The 14,862-nt window shown below is 42.1% G+C and carries 15 protein-coding genes; 8 read left to right on the top strand and 7 right to left on the bottom strand.

Annotation, left to right across the window (positions count from 1 at the left end; all coding sequences use genetic code 11):
- The first annotated feature begins 315 nt into the window (after positions 1–315).
- Entirely contained in the window at positions 316–780 is a 465-nt protein-coding gene (locus ABZA00_RS12180; protein WP_372882437.1) for a GNAT family N-acetyltransferase, read from the top strand.
- 61 nt (positions 781–841) lie between these two features.
- On the opposite strand, the gene ABZA00_RS12175 is transcribed toward ABZA00_RS12180, so the two are convergent.
- Positions 842–1,411 (bottom strand): NnrU family protein, encoded by a 570-nt coding sequence (locus tag ABZA00_RS12175; RefSeq protein WP_372882436.1) that lies wholly within the window; start codon positions 1,409–1,411, stop codon positions 842–844.
- Positions 1,412–1,557: 146 nt separating this feature from the next.
- A complete protein-coding gene (locus ABZA00_RS12170; RefSeq protein WP_372882435.1) occupies positions 1,558–3,564 on the bottom strand; it encodes a cation:proton antiporter in 2,007 nt (668 codons plus the stop codon).
- A gap of 254 nt (positions 3,565–3,818) precedes the next feature.
- Here ABZA00_RS12170 and hflK point away from each other — a divergent pair, with 254 nt between their 5' ends.
- Positions 3,819–4,883, top strand: a complete 1,065-nt coding sequence (gene hflK, locus ABZA00_RS12165) for an FtsH protease activity modulator HflK (RefSeq protein ID WP_372882434.1) — start codon at positions 3,819–3,821, stop codon at positions 4,881–4,883.
- A complete protein-coding gene (gene hflC, locus ABZA00_RS12160) occupies positions 4,880–5,878 on the top strand; it encodes a protease modulator HflC (RefSeq protein ID WP_372882433.1) in 999 nt (332 codons plus the stop codon). The genes hflK and hflC overlap by 4 nt, the downstream gene beginning before the upstream one ends.
- Before the next feature lie 204 nt (positions 5,879–6,082).
- Here the strand turns inward: hflC and ABZA00_RS12155 are convergent, their stop codons facing one another.
- The 3 genes from ABZA00_RS12155 to ABZA00_RS12145 all read right to left on the bottom strand — a co-directional run bounded on the left by ABZA00_RS12155 (position 6,083) and on the right by ABZA00_RS12145 (position 7,611).
- Positions 6,083–6,421 carry a hypothetical protein gene (locus tag ABZA00_RS12155; protein WP_372882432.1) on the bottom strand — a complete coding sequence of 113 codons (339 nt, stop codon included), beginning with the start codon at positions 6,419–6,421 and terminating at the stop codon, positions 6,083–6,085.
- A gap of 336 nt (positions 6,422–6,757) precedes the next feature.
- Entirely contained in the window at positions 6,758–7,105 is a 348-nt protein-coding gene (locus ABZA00_RS12150) for a hypothetical protein (RefSeq protein WP_372882431.1), read from the bottom strand.
- Between the two features lie 332 nt (positions 7,106–7,437).
- Positions 7,438–7,611, bottom strand: a complete 174-nt coding sequence (locus ABZA00_RS12145; protein WP_372882430.1) for a hypothetical protein — start codon at positions 7,609–7,611, stop codon at positions 7,438–7,440.
- Between the two features lie 345 nt (positions 7,612–7,956).
- On the opposite strand from ABZA00_RS12145, the gene ABZA00_RS12140 reads away from it, so the two are divergent.
- Entirely contained in the window at positions 7,957–9,156 is a 1,200-nt protein-coding gene (locus ABZA00_RS12140) for an SAM-dependent methyltransferase (RefSeq protein ID WP_372882429.1), read from the top strand.
- Between the two features lie 112 nt (positions 9,157–9,268).
- Here ABZA00_RS12140 and ABZA00_RS12135 read toward each other — a convergent pair whose 3' ends face one another.
- Complete coding sequence (locus ABZA00_RS12135; RefSeq protein ID WP_372882428.1) at positions 9,269–10,861, bottom strand: ABC-F family ATPase; 1,593 nt, start codon at positions 10,859–10,861, stop codon at positions 9,269–9,271.
- A gap of 252 nt (positions 10,862–11,113) precedes the next feature.
- Between ABZA00_RS12135 and ABZA00_RS12130 the strand changes: the two genes are divergently transcribed.
- Positions 11,114–11,329, top strand: coding sequence for a dodecin (locus tag ABZA00_RS12130; RefSeq protein WP_372882427.1), 216 nt, complete (start codon positions 11,114–11,116; stop codon positions 11,327–11,329).
- 75 nt (positions 11,330–11,404) lie between these two features.
- On the opposite strand, the gene smrB is transcribed toward ABZA00_RS12130, so the two are convergent.
- The gene (gene smrB, locus ABZA00_RS12125; RefSeq protein ID WP_372882426.1) at positions 11,405–11,950 is read right to left on the bottom strand and encodes an endonuclease SmrB; all 546 of its coding nucleotides are present in this window, start codon (positions 11,948–11,950) and stop codon (positions 11,405–11,407) included.
- 56 nt (positions 11,951–12,006) lie between these two features.
- Between smrB and prmB the strand changes: the two genes are divergently transcribed.
- The 3 genes from prmB to ABZA00_RS12110 all read left to right on the top strand — a co-directional run bounded on the left by prmB (position 12,007) and on the right by ABZA00_RS12110 (position 14,654).
- Positions 12,007–12,918, top strand: coding sequence for a 50S ribosomal protein L3 N(5)-glutamine methyltransferase (gene prmB, locus ABZA00_RS12120; protein WP_372882425.1), 912 nt, complete (start codon positions 12,007–12,009; stop codon positions 12,916–12,918).
- An 82-nt stretch (positions 12,919–13,000) separates the two neighbouring features.
- The gene (gene aroC, locus ABZA00_RS12115; RefSeq protein WP_372882424.1) at positions 13,001–14,089 is read left to right on the top strand and encodes a chorismate synthase; all 1,089 of its coding nucleotides are present in this window, start codon (positions 13,001–13,003) and stop codon (positions 14,087–14,089) included.
- A 376-nt stretch (positions 14,090–14,465) separates the two neighbouring features.
- On the top strand, positions 14,466–14,654 hold the full coding sequence (locus ABZA00_RS12110) for a hypothetical protein (protein ID WP_372882423.1): 189 nt from the start codon (positions 14,466–14,468) through the stop codon (positions 14,652–14,654).
- Positions 14,655–14,862 lie beyond the last annotated feature (208 nt).

Here is a 14,862-nt window from a genome sequence, read left to right as displayed (position 1 = left end):
TCGGCACAATTGACCTTGCTGACTTTGCATCTTGAAGTATCATGGATATATACCCAAGCGACTTGCATCTGCATCTTCAAGTCGCTTGGGTATATAATACCAAATCCGATAATTATCTATTCATTTATGCTTGTTAAAATTAATGCTAGCTAGACATAAAACTACGTTTTAGTCTTTGTTATTGATTTTGTAATTAGAACAACTAGTTACTGCAATCAATGCCTTGCTTTCATCCATTTTTCCTACGCCTAAATAGATCATCTAATTAACGGAATTGGTATAAGTTTTGTCATTTTACAGAGGTATGTTTTTATTATGCTTATTATCAGAAACTATGTTGAACAAGATGCCAAAGCAACATGGTTACTTTTTTTCAATACCATCAGAAATATTAACTGTCGTGATTATAACCGGTTACAAGTAGAAGCCTGGGCACCCGATTCAATGGATCTTTTTATCTGGAACAAACGCATGATGGATATTGAGCCTTTTATCGCCGAAATTGACGGTACTATTATCGGATATGCGGATTTACAAAACGATGGACTGATAGATCATTTCTTTTGTCATCACGAATATCAAAGGCAGGGCGTGGGTCGGGCGCTAATGGAACACCTTTTAAAGGTCGGTGCGAAGAAAAAAATTAAACTGTTTTTTTCGCAGGTGAGTATTAACGCAAAACCTTTCTTTGAGTCCTTCGGGTTCAGTGTAGTAAAACAACAGTTGGTCGAAGTACGCGGACAACAATTGATTAATTTTCATATGCAAAAGAAAACCTAAAATAGCATAAAAGGCGAGTCCTTCGTCCGGACTAGCTTCTGTATCTGCAGTTTTGTAACACTCAGTTAAAGATTGCTATGCCGATTAACATCTTATGTAAAGTAACAACAAAAAGAGCATATATCCCCAAACCCGCCACAACAATAATCAGATCATTGACCGGGGATTTTTTTAATCCCGGCAACGGGCGGGCAACTCTGTGTCTCATGGAGATTAAATCCGCTACTGCCCAGATAAAAAAACAGCCAAAAAGTAACAGATCGGCAAGACTGCCGTTTACCAGTAAGTGGCTGACAGTCCAGAGGATCACGGCAATTAATTGCGGGTGTTTGCTATAATCGCTTATTTTCCCCTTAAAGTAAGGCGCGAGAAACAGAATAAAAAACGGCAGCATTAGTAGGCTGCTGAGGTGGCGTAATCCATAAGGTGTGGCATAAATAAGTGTGGGGGTTAATCTGGCCTGAGCATAACCAGTTACAATCAGATATAGGCCTGCGAATGAAACCAATCCATAAAAGGCTTTCCAGCCAATTTCACTTTTAGCCGCGCAGCGATCTCGTAGTGGTTGAGCAACTATGGATATGGAATGAATCCCTAAAAATAAAATCAAACCGAATATTAAAGTGGCCATAATAAACTCCAGAGTTAACCGCTTTAATAAGCGTAAATCATTTTGCAGATTAAGCGATTGTTAAATGAAAAGTGGTAATACCCTCAATAAAGGTCTGATCATTTATTTTAATCAGTAAGGTTAAGCAACTGTTATGCATGATGGTATTAGATATCCATTGTTCTTAATATCTCTTTGATGCGCTCTGCATCCGGTTCAGAGATAAGGCACTGCTGGACATATTTTTGTATATGCTGCGCTTGTATGGTTCGCAAATAGTTGATCAGCAATCTCCGTTGTACCTTTGCTGAAATAACTGGTTGCTGCTGCTCTATCTCTGCAATTTTTATTTCGCAGCTATTTGTCCAGCCCTGCCATATTTTGGCAACACTTGCCACCACGGTTGCAGGTAAGTTTTCCTCCTCACTCCATTTCTGCAGTTCTTCGAGTACCTTATTGGAACTGATTAGCCTTGCCCAGGCCATTTCATATTGCTGCTCAATCAATTTCCCTGAGCAGTTTGACAACTGAGGTTTAACCTGATGCAGCAGCTTAGAGAGAGGTTTGGGCACTATTGAAAATGCTGGCCTTTGATATTGATGACGGATCGCCTCCATCTGCTCATCGAGTGAATTTTTCAGCTCTTCAAAAACCACGGTACTAATCAGGCCCTGATCAAATAGGCGATACAAATAACCGATCTCCATACTGGCACAACGTAGCATCAAGCGTTGCCATAAACCGACCGGGCCGACTTCTGTACTAAACCAGTGCTGCAGCTGTTTTTCCTGCAGATCAATGAGGGGCTGCAGCTTGGTGCTGAGCTCTTGTGGTGAGCCCGTCTGATAAAATGTAGAGTTGAGCAGAGGTTGTAAGGCTTTTTTACTCTGTTTAAGTGTTGAAAGCGTCAACTCGGCGCTGGTTATACTGTCACTAATATCGCGCTCCTGCAGATCTAAATAAGCGGCCAGAGGATGGATCAGCAGCCCCTGCAGCAGGGTAGTAAAAAATACCACGCTGATAGCAATAGAGAGTAAGGTTTCATCTCCGGTCAGTTTAACCAGACCTATAGCCAGTGCCATGGTGACGGCGCCGCGCATACCGCCTACAAAGACCAGGTGGCGAAATGCCATAGGGGTTGTTTTGCCCTGACGCTGCAGATGCCCTATTTGCGGCAGCAGAGCATAGGCAATCAGAGCGCGTGATGACCAAAGAGCGGCAAGCACAATCAACGAAGTCGTTGCATTTTCCCGGATCAAGGAAAAGTCTATCCAGAGTCCGACAATCAGGAATATATAGGCAGTGGCAATATAAGAGAGATAAGACCAGAAGTAATTAAGATATTGCTGAGATTTCCGGGAAATAGGCAGCGGAGTTCTGGCTGCTATGGTAATGCCTGCTGTGGTTGTCGCGATGATGCCACTGGCATGAAGTACCTGTTCAGCAAATAAATAACTGCAAAAGGCCAGCAGTACAGTAAGACTTATATCTAAAAGAGGCTCGTCCGGGGTATTTTTCAGTAAGATAAAAAATAACTGGGCCAGTAACCAACCACATAAAAAACCACCTGCCAGGGTTGATAAAAATAGGTAACAGCCGCTCCATAACGTTTGTGCAAAACCCTCGCTGAGGGTAAAACTGATCACTAGCACTTTGGTGAGTGTTATTGCGCTGGCATCGTTAAACAGACTTTCCCCTTCAATCAGCATGATCAGATCTTTGGGGGCTCCGAGGCGGCGGAAGGCGCTAATAACCGCGCTTGGATCTGTTGCGCTTAAAATGGAACCTAGCAATAAGGCCAAGGGCCAATTAAGTGGAGTAAGTATGCTGACAAATGCGGCAACCACTAAAGTGGAAATAAGTACACCAGGTAAGGTCAGCACAAAAATAGCCAGGCGATTTGCGATCAATTTTCTGATATCCAGATTGTAGGCTGTTTCAAACACAAGGGTAGGCAGCAGTACCAGTAATATAATGTCGTGCGTACTCTCTTTCGTCGTTAAAGCCGCTAGAGGAAGATGGAGATAATCCTGAGCTAAATGCAGTACAAGACCTGCCAGTATCAGGAGAATGGGGTAAGGGAGACGGGTTAACCTGGCCAGCGGCAGGGCGATAGTCGCGGTGAACAGTAAGGCTAAGGCGGTCATTAAGATTGTGGTTATTTCGTAACTCACAACAAACACTTTCCTATTGATAAAATGTAAAGTGGCGGTCAAAGATATAACCGAGACGACCACGTATTAATTAACTTAGTATTATTTTTGATTTAAACAAGCAGCAGAGAGATTGTCGGCATTTAATATCAATATATTGAGAGGTGAAATATGCTCAAGGCAACAGTTATTTACCCGGCTATCCTTGACAATCTTTGTTTAGCTTCCATAGTAAATGTAATGTATCTTTTATTAGCACTCATTAGGGATCTGTTATGCCTACCGGAAATGATCCTGGCGATCCAGGCTCTCCCTGGGATCGGGATTATCGGACTCTGCAATATAATTTATTGAAGGGTGGATTTTCACGCTATAAAAATAAACTCCCGGGCGGATATCCCGGCGGCAGGTTTTTATTTCTTTTCTTATCTTTATTTTTGCTTGGCATAAGCCTCTGGTCTGCTGTTTATACCATACCGAGTGACTCGGTTGCGGTGGTGCAGCGATTTGGCAAATACCTCAAAGAAGTCCCCCCCGGTCTGCATTTTAAAATGCCCCTCGGTATTGATCAGTCAACCATAGTACCGGTTAAACGGCAATTAAAGCAGGAGTTTGGTTTTATTACACCCGGTGCGAATGATCCCTATCAAAGTCCCGCCGCTGCTGATCGCGAGCGGGAAACACAAATGGTGACGGGCGATTTGAATGCCGCACTGGTGGAATGGGTGGTGCAGTACCGTATCGCCGATCCGGTTAAATTTTTATTTGAGGTACGCCAGCCCAGCGAAACCCTGCGCTCTGTTTCCGAGTCGGTGATGCGTGAAGTGGTGGGAGATCGTACTGTTGATGAAGTGATCACCATCGGTCGTCAGGAAATTGAATATGAAGCGCTTACCAAAATGCAGGCCCTTTCAAGTAAATATGCAATGGGCATTAGTATTGATCAGGTGCAGCTAAAGAATATTAATCCACCCAAGCCGGTACAGGCATCATTTAACGAAGTTAATCAGGCACAGCAGGAAAAAGAAAAGCTGATTAATGAAGCGCGCCGCGATTACAACAAAGTCATTCCCTTAGCCTTAGGTGAAAAAGATCAGCGCATTCGTGAAGCGGACGGTTACCGGCTAAAACGTGTCAATGAAGCGCAAGGGGACGTTGCCCGATTTAATGCCTTGTTAGCAGAATATGTAAAAGCACCTGCAGTCACCGAAAGGCGTATTTATATTGAGACAATGCAGGAGGTGTTGCCCGGGATACGTTCCAAAATAATTATTGATCCGCAATCACCGAATATTCTGCCATGGTTAGATCTTAATGCGTCTCAGGGAGATAAGCCATGAAACAAATAATATCGGGGGGAATTGTATTTTTTCTGCTGCTGTTGACCGCTACATTGCACTCAGCGCTTTATACGGTGGGGGAGGTTGAGCAGGTGATTATTACCCAGTTTGGTAAACCGGTCGGTGAACCCGTTACCGAAGCCGGGCTGAAATTAAAGCTGCCCTTTATACAGGAGGTCAATAGCATAGATAAAAGGGTGCTGGAGTGGGACGGTGATCCTTCGGATATGCCGACTAAAGATAAACTTTATATTTCTGTAGATCTTTTTGCCCGCTGGCGTATCACGGATCCGCTGCAGTACTTTTTGCGCCTGCGTGATGAGCGCAGTGCCCAGTCGCGCTTAGATGATATTCTCGGCAGTGAGACCCGTAATGCTGTCGCTAAACACGAATTAATCGAGATTATCCGCACCACTAAAGACCGGGATCCGCAGCGGGATGATCTGCTTACCGATGCTGAACGCGCTTTGAAAATGGGCGCGCTGGTACCGATTCAGAAGGGCCGTATGCTGGTTGAACAGGAAATTTTTACCGCCGCAGCAGATAAAGTCCAGGTATTTGGCATTGAGCTTCTTGATATCCGCTTTAAACGCATTAATTATAACGCCAGTGTACGTCCCAAAATTTATGACCGTATGATCAGTGAGCGGCGGCAGATCGCCGAGCGTTTTCTTTCAGAAGGTAATGGTGAGGCAGCGAGAATAAGAGGTAACCGCCTGCGGGATTTAAACAAAATCCAGTCAGAAGCCTACCGGGAGGTGGAAGAGATCAAAGGTCTTGCTGATGCTAAAGCCACTGAAATTTATGCGCAGGCATATAACCAGAGCCCTCAGGCTGTAAGTTTGTATGAGTTTACCCGCACGATGCAGTCGTACCGGACTATTATTTCCGACAATACAACACTTCTGTTATCTACCGACAGTGATCTGTTCAAGTTTCTTAAAGGAGTTGACAGGGGAAAGATACCACAAACAGGAGAGAGCCAGCCTGATTGAGTTTGTTAGATTTTACGCTTATTATTATCAGTATCCTTCGACTGAGTTTTTAACGCTTCCATTTCAAATACAGCTGTAGCAAATCCGTAGATAACTTATTATTTTACTTGAATCTTCAGGGGCGCGGACTTTAGTCCGCAAAAGAAAAAAGAACAAGATGCGGACTAACGTCCGCATCCCAAAAAAGTGAAATATTGGCTTTGCTTAATCACGGATAACAATATCAAATAGATCCGTATGTACGCCTATCTTAACTCCTGCTGGCTCAGGATGATGAGGTGTATTTTTAACCACTACATAATCCGGTGCCTGGCGATGCTGTTTTGCAGCTGGATGATGTTTAGCCGGCTCTTCCACCACATAATAACTACGGCTGTTATGACCCTGTTTATTATGCTTAATATGGTGCCCGTTATTGTACTTAGGATCTCCTTTTCCGTGTGGCTGCGCATTAGCGGCGATGGGTAATGCCAAACCGAACAGCAATGAACCTGCGATAATTATTGTTTTTTGTTTGCTTTTTAATGTTGAAAAAATATTCATTTTGTTCTCCAGTATGTTTTACCTATTGCAGGCTTTTCCCTGATGGCGCTAATGTAACTGTTACTAGCTGAATGGAAGCTGAATGACCGGGGTTATGCTAAAGAATTTTGCTTAAATTAAAGTGGGTGATACAAACAGAAATGGACTTCAATCAGGCAAAGCAGCAAGCGTCTAAGAAAAATAACTGATAAGAGCAAAAGGGCTGGTCATCACTCGACCGTTTATTGTCCATCGCAGATAAAATATTAAGGTACCAGAGTTTAACTCTGGTATCACAGGGCAGTCACGGTTGTTCAGGTATAAACCCGCCCCGCATAAGTGGATAATTCAATCAGTCTAATCACGGAAAACAATATCAAATTGACCGGTATGCACGCCTATCTGCAGGCGACTTGGCTGTGAACGAACCGGCTCCGGATAATAATGATGCTCATTATGGATTACCACTTGACGTGGTGCCTCATGATAGTGTTTTTTATGTTTATGCTTATGTTTGTGATGCCTATGTTTACGGTGATGACCATGATCCTCTACCACATAATAATGGCGGTCGCCATGTTTATCATGCTTATGATGATGCTGTCCCGCATTAGCTGCGATTGGTGTTAATGCCAAACCGAACAGCAATGAACCTGCGATAACTAAGGTTTTTGGATTGTTTTTTAATGTTGAAAAAATATTCATTTTGCTCTCCAGTATAATTTACCGATTACAGGTTTTTCCTTGATGGCGCTAATGTAACTGTTCCTGGCTGAACGAAAGCTGAATGGACAAGTTTATGGCAAAAGTTTTGCGATAAACTTTCAGTGTCTGAAGATAAAGTGGGCTACGCGAGCAAAAAGGGAAGTGGATCTGGGAGTATTAAAAAGAGTGGAGAAATTATTTCCGGCTGAAAAAGAGAAAAGGTCAAAGGCTATGAAAACCCTTGACCTGTTTATCGTAAATAACAGATAAACTAAACGGGCAGCAGAGCGCAATAAAATTTGCTTAAACGCAACCCTTTATTATTTTGCCGGTTAGTTTTGCGGGAAATTTTTTAGCTGCTTTTGCATGGCGATGGCGCGTTTTATCAGCTCATGATGTGACTGACAACCCCGAAGCTCTAATTCAACGATCATATCTTCCAGCAGTTCAGAAACCTCGCTTATTTTTGCAGTTAACTGAACCGTTGTGCTTTCTTGAATGCTCATTGTTTTACTCCTTCAGGGGCTTCTTCGTAGTATTTACAGTTAATAACAAGTATATGCCGACTCTCCTGTTATTGTGCACCTCCTTGATAAATAATATTGCAACCACCCTCTCAATTATATTGTATTTTAATAAATACAATGGGTTAAATTATGTTTGCTAAGTGTTGTTTTGAACTTTTTAATATCCAACAATGATGCCGGCGCCATCACCTTTTAGCTTATCTGCCAACTGCAGCATAACCCGGAAAAATAGTTAATCTGAACCACAAGAAATTAATTATTAGCAGCAGATAACTGCTAGAATGCTTCCCCTGTTTATTATTTTGTACTTTTTCGGAAAAATTTATGCCTTATTCTGCACTCAACTCTCTTGATGATTTTTACCAGCTGGTGGCTGAAAGCCTTGAAAATAATAGTCTGAAAAAACTATTGTTAAGCAAATACCGGGGAGCAGAAAAAAGTTTACAACGCATTATGATTCGTCCTGTCAGCCTGCAGAATGAGGCCTTCCTGTCCTTTGTTTACCGTCACCAAACTAATGATATCACTAAAAACTACTCTTATAAGGAAGGGGTAGGAGTCATAAAGTCACTGCTCGGCGATGATTTTAAAAGTGCCTACTTAAGCGCTGACAGCGCGGAAACGCAGTTGGAAATCAGCAAAAAAGGCAAAATAAAAATAACCCGTCATAAAGCGCAGGAAAGCAGTGCTGCTGCACTGCAGCACAACCGTGAAAAAAAACGTTTTGTAGATATTAATCGTCCATTTTTAACTCAGTTGGGGGTAACGGATAAACAGCATAATCTTATTCCGGCTATGTCACGAAAATGGAAGCAAATTAATAAATTTATAGAAGTTTTCAGTCAGGCATTGGCTGTTTCACCCATTGTAAAAGATCAGCCGGTTAATGTGGTCGATTTTGGCTCGGGAAAGGGCTATTTAACCTTTGCAATTCATGATTATTTACGCCATAGCCTGGACAATAACGCCCAAGTCACGGGAGTTGAATTACGTCAGGGATTAGCCGATTTATGTAACGAGACAGCTGCGACTTTGGATCATCAGGGCTTATCATTTGTCTGCGGTGATGTAAAAACTCATGCACCAAAACAGACAGATGTAATGATTGCACTGCATGCTTGTGATGTGGCGACGGATTATGCGATACATTATGGAATTCGTGCCAATGCGGCAATTATTATGTGTTCGCCATGTTGTCATAAACAGATCCGTCCGCAAATGCATAGTCCGGAACTGTTCAAACCTATGCTGCAGTATGGCGTTCATATGGGACAGCAGGCGGAAATGGTGACAGATTCCTTACGTGCGCTGTTTTTAGAAGCCAATGGCTATACCACTAAGGTATTTGAATTTATCAGCCTTGAGCATACCAATAAAAACAAAATGATTCTGGCGGTTAAAAAGAGCAGTAGCAACGCTAAAGAAAACCGTGACATACTGGATCAGATTGCTGAGATTAAAGCTTTTTACGGGATCAAAGAACACTGCCTTGAAACGTTGCTGGCAGAACGTAAAAGCAGTTAAGAGCAGAAAGTTAGCTCATAAGTACCCAATGAATAATTATCCGGTGTTTTCTGGCGCCAGCCTTGCCATCATTAATTATGGCCGGCAAGGCTTGCTTTATTAGCGGGACGTTTTACATACGGAATTGGTTAGCAAGGTACTCATCATAAGTACCCTGGAAGTTAACTAACTTTTTATCTTTAATATCGATAATCCGCGTCGCTAATGATGACACAAATTCGCGGTCATGGCTGACAAAAATCAAGGTGCCCTGATATACTTTTAAGGCATTGTTTAATGCATCAATCGCTTCGATATCCATATGGTTAGTGGGTTCATCCATTACCAATACATTAATATCCTGCATCATTAATTTACCAAATAAGAGGCGATTTTTTTCGCCACCGGAGCAGTTTCTGGCTTTTTTGTTAGCATCGTCTGCGGTAAATAATAAACGACCTAACATACCCCGTACCATAAGATCATCGTGTTTAGCAGTGCGCCACTGGGAGATCCAGTCAAACAGATTCAGGTCGTTATCAAAATCGGCACTGCTGTCTTGAGGGCAATAACCGACTGATGCGTTTTCAGACCATTTGATAACACCTTCTTTATTGTCCAGTTGATTGACTAAGCAGCGCAGAAGAGTAGATTTTCCTACGCCATTTTCACCGATAATAGCTAATTTTGCACCGGCTTCTAATATCAGTTCACCGCCCTGGAAGAGCATCTCACCATCAAAACCGTGACCAATATTTTCCAATACCAGTGCCTGACGGTGCATTTTTTTACCCTCAGGAAAACTTAAAGAAGGGCTCATACGGCTTGATGATTTCACTTCATCAAGTTTAATTTTATCCATTTTTTTAGCGCGTGAGCTGGCCTGTTTCGCTTTAGAGGCATTGGCACCAAAACGATTGACAAAGTCTTGTAATTCATTAATTTCTGCACTTTTTTTAGCGTTTTCGGACAATAACTGTTCACGGATCAAAGCTGATGAGGCTAGAAAATAGTCATAATTGCCGGGGTAAATACGTAATTCACCGTAATCAATATCCGCCATATGTGTACATACAGAGTTTAGAAAATGGCGGTCGTGAGAAATGATGATCATGGTGCATTTACGCTGGTTAAGCTCCTCAGATAACCAGTTAATAGTATGGATATCGAGGTTATTGGTCGGTTCATCAAGCAGTAAAAGATCCGGATTGGCAAACAGAGCTTGTGCGAGCAGTACCCGTAATTTCCAGCCCGGCGCAACGTTCTGCATCAAGCCGAAATGCAGCTCTTCGGCAATACCCGCAGCTAAAAGAATATCACCGGCACGACTTTCTGCACTATAACCGTCCATTTCGGCAAATTCGCTTTCCAGTTCACCCACCGCCATACCATCAGCTTCGCTCATTTCCGCTTTTGCGTAGATCCGATCCCGTTCCTGTTTTACTTTCCATAATTGCGCATCTCCCATGATCACCACATCAACAACAGTATATTGTTCAAAGGCAAACTGGTTCTGGCTTAAGGTGCCTACCTTTAGCCCCGGGGAGAGAGAGACATTACCTGAACTTGGCGCCTGTGCACCACTGAGGATTTTCATAAAAGTGGACTTGCCGCAGCCATTTGCGCCAATTAAACCGTAGCGGTTGCCATTGCCAAATTTAGCTGAAATGTTTTCGAACAATGGCTCAGCGCCAAACTGCATAGTGATGTTTGCGGTAGATATCAAAGAAGTATTTCCTGGTGTTTACGGGCAGGTTAATTATTCGGCTAATAAAAAACTGAACAAGGCGAGCCAGAGTATAAATAGGTCGCGGAGTATACAGAATTATCCGGTGAAATGTCGAGCTTTAGGTCTGAAATGCCATTTAGTTTAAAACTCATAGTTGAAAGATCCACTTGCTTTAAATTTGGGCAAATTTTTTATTCTTCAACTATAGTTTTGACAATCGGTTTTTCTTTGTAAATGCAGGAGCTTGATATGTCTAAACACCACACCTATAAAAAACTGGAGATTGTCGGTTCATCGAAAAGCAGTATCGAAGATGCCATCAGTAATGCCCTTGCAGAGTGTCATAAGACGGTTAAAAACATGGACTGGTTTGAAGTGGTAGAAACACGTGGGCATATTGTTGATGGCAGAGTAGGCCACTTTCAGGTGACCATTAAAATCGGTTTTAGAATTGAAAACAGCTGATTTTTTAGCGCATAAGGGAGTGTGAGCAGAAACAGATTAATGTGCCCGATGCTGCTTTTTTATTTAACCGAGTGGTTATTTCTCATACTCACGTTTCATCTGCCAGTCTTGCAATTCAACCAACACCAGCAATGCACCATGGCCGCCAAATTCAAGAGGAGCCTGATGGAAGGCTAAGATATCCGGGTGCTGGGCCAACCACAAGGGCACCTGTTTTTTTAAAATATGTTTGCCTACACCGTGCATCACGCTGCAGCAGTATAACCCCTCTTTTTTACAGCAGGTAACCAGCGCACCCAATTCACGTTTAGCTTCGTCCTGGGTCAGACCGTGCAGATCTAAAATAATTTCCGGGGAAAAATCACCACGCCTTAATTGTTTAATTAGATATTTGTCTGCGTCCTGACGGCTATAGCGTATAGGGCCTTCTTCAGCAAGATGGGGTTCAAAACCATCGGAAAAATGGTTAGTTTCAAAAGACTCTTCACGTATTTGTTTAATGATCTGCTTTTTCTTCATATTTTTAGTGGGCAGTTTTATGGTATCCTGTTTCAATTTTTTAATACCTGAAAACTCTGCACTAAACAGTGAAAAATCATCGTTTTTATTTGGATCGCTCATGGTCTTTCCTACGCTGTTTTGTCTGTGCAACGAGTTTACCTTAATCGGAGAATAAATTGGATATGATTTTTAGTGAAGAAGCGGTAAATGAACTGCGAACAATTCAGGATTTGTTGCGTTGGGCGACCACAGAATTTAATCGTGCTGAGCTTTTTTACGGGCATGGTACAGACAATGCCTGGGATGAAGCTATCCAGCTTATTCTGCCTTCATTAAATTTACCCCTGGACAGTAAACCGGCTATTGTTGATGCACGTTTAACACGTCGTGAGCGTGAGATGCTGGTGGAATTGATTCTTATCCGCATTGAAAAACGTATTCCGATTGCTTACTTAACTAATAAAGCCTGGTTTGCAGGATTGGAATTTTACGTTGATGAGCGCACTCTGGTGCCGCGTTCTCCTTTTGCTGAATTAATTGCTGCGCATTTTTCTCCCTGGGTGAAAGAGACTCCCAAACGCATCTTAGATTTATGTACCGGAAGCGGCTGTATCGCGATCGCTTGTGCTTACGCCTTTCCGGAAGCAGAAGTTGATGCCGTTGATATTTCTGAGGAGGCCCTAGATGTCGCTGAAATTAATATCCAGGGGCATGGCCTTGAGCAGCAGGTTTTTCCTATCCAGTCGGATCTTTTCTCCGGAGTCGAAAATGAAAAATATGATCTGATCGTCTCCAACCCTCCTTATGTTGATGCGCAGGATATGGAAAATCTGCCTGATGAATATAAACACGAACCCGAATTGGGGTTGGCCTGCGGGGTTGATGGTTTAGACTTAGTACGTAAAATGCTTTCTCAAGCGGCTGAAAAATTGAATGAAAATGGAGTGTTATTTGTAGAGGTCGGTAACTCTCAGGTGCATCTGCAGGAAGCTTATCCTAAAATTCCTTTTACATGGATTGAGTTTGAAGCGGGTGGACATGGTGTATTTGTATTAAGCAAAGCACAACTTGATGAGATTAACATTTAATATTTGTAAGTTAAGTTTTAGAGCAGCTGCAGCAAGGTGTTATTGTCTGCAGTTTTGTACAATTTAGTAATGGGAAGTAATCATGGCGGGAAGCAGTATTGGTCAACTCTTTAAAGTAACCACCTTTGGTGAAAGTCACGGTGCGGCATTAGGCTGTATTGTGGATGGTATTCCACCAAATTTAGAAATTAGTGAAGCAGATCTGCAGCATGATTTAGACAGGCGTCGTCCGGGACAATCGCGTTATACAACCATGCGTCAGGAGGGCGATCAGGTTAAAATATTATCTGGCGTTTTTGAAGGTAAAACAACAGGCTGCAGTATTGGTCTGTTGATTGAAAATACCGATCAGCGCTCTAAGGATTATTCCGCTATCAAGGATCTTTTCCGCCCCGGCCATGCTGATTATACCTACCATCAAAAATACGGACATCGTGATTACCGTGGTGGTGGTCGCTCTTCTGCCCGTGAAACTGCAATGCGTGTTGCCGCCGGTGCAATTGCTAAAAAATATTTGCATGAACAGTTTGGTATTGTTATCCGCGGTTATCTGAGTCAGTTAGGTAATATCAAACCCGATTCTATTGATTGGAATGAAGTAGAAAAAAATCCCTTTTTCTTTCCGGATGTGTCGAAAATTACACAGCTTGAAGACTATATGAAAGCCTTGATCAAAGAGGGCAACTCGGTTGGTGCCAAGGTAACTGTGGTCGCCTCCGGTGTGCCGGTTGGATTGGGAGAGCCTGTCTTTGATCGTCTGGATGCTGAACTAGCTCATTCATTAATGAGTATTAATGCGGTTAAAGGGGTTGAAATTGGCGATGGTTTTGCTGTTGCTAATCAAAAGGGGACTGAGCATCGTGATGAAATGACACCTGAAGGTTTTTTATCAAATCATGCCGGGGGCATATTAGGGGGGATTTCAACAGGGCAGGATATTATCGCGCATATCGCCTTAAAACCGACATCAAGCTTAACGATTCCCGGTCGTACAATTACCACTGATGGTGAAGCGACAGAGATGATCACCAAAGGGCGTCATGATCCTTGTGTGGGTATTCGTGCTGTACCAATTGCTGAAGCGCAAATGGCCATTACACTGCTGGATCATCTGTTACGTCACCGTGCACAAAACTTACACGTGACAACCAATACGCCTTTTATAAAATAATCCTTAGATTCAAGTCTAAACCATTGTGTCTTTTCACCACTAAGTCAGCGGATTAAATTCTGTTGTCTTAGTGGCCTTATTTACTTTATTTTTATCCTGCAGATTTATGTCAGAACAGATAAGTAACTGATCTGAATCTCTCTAATATTACACCTGAATGACAAACTTTTACATTTAATTTAAGTACTTATTTTAAATTCACTACTCGACTGTAACAGTCTGATAATAAATGAAAAAATATTAAAAATAAGTATATTAACTGTATTTTCCTGACTTTCAATTTATAGAAAAAAGGTGAGTTAAACCTTGTTGGGTTTGACTTTTACCGTTTCGCTAATATATTTAGTGATGCAATGTCATATTTGTGAGGTATTTTATGGAGAATAACAGACCAGATTCAGAAGATGAGCGTAATTTTGTTGAACGAGTAATTGGCGTGTTATTGTTAGATGAATGTCCAAAATGTAATAAATATGCTTTTACGCCCGCAAGCTATGGCTATGAAGGTCATTGTGCCGCTTGTGATTATAAAACACCATTATTGCTGGTAGAAGACGAAGAGTAGAAGATTTAAAAATGATACTTTTTCGCAATCTATAAAAAGAGCAGGTTAAGCTAACCGCTCTTTGTTCTATACCAAATCCGATAATTATCTATTCATTTATGCTTGTTAAAATGAATGCTAGCTAGACATAAAACTACGTTTTAGTCTTTGTTATTGATTTGATTCAGAACGTCCTGTTCTTCACCACTTTGTGGCCAGCTAAAGCTGT

It is taken from the genome of Psychromonas sp., assembly GCF_041586535.1.
Taxonomy (GTDB): Bacteria; Pseudomonadota; Gammaproteobacteria; order Enterobacterales; family Psychromonadaceae; genus Psychromonas.
Note: the sequence above shows the minus strand (reverse complement) of the source record. Positions and strands in the feature narration are given on the sequence as shown.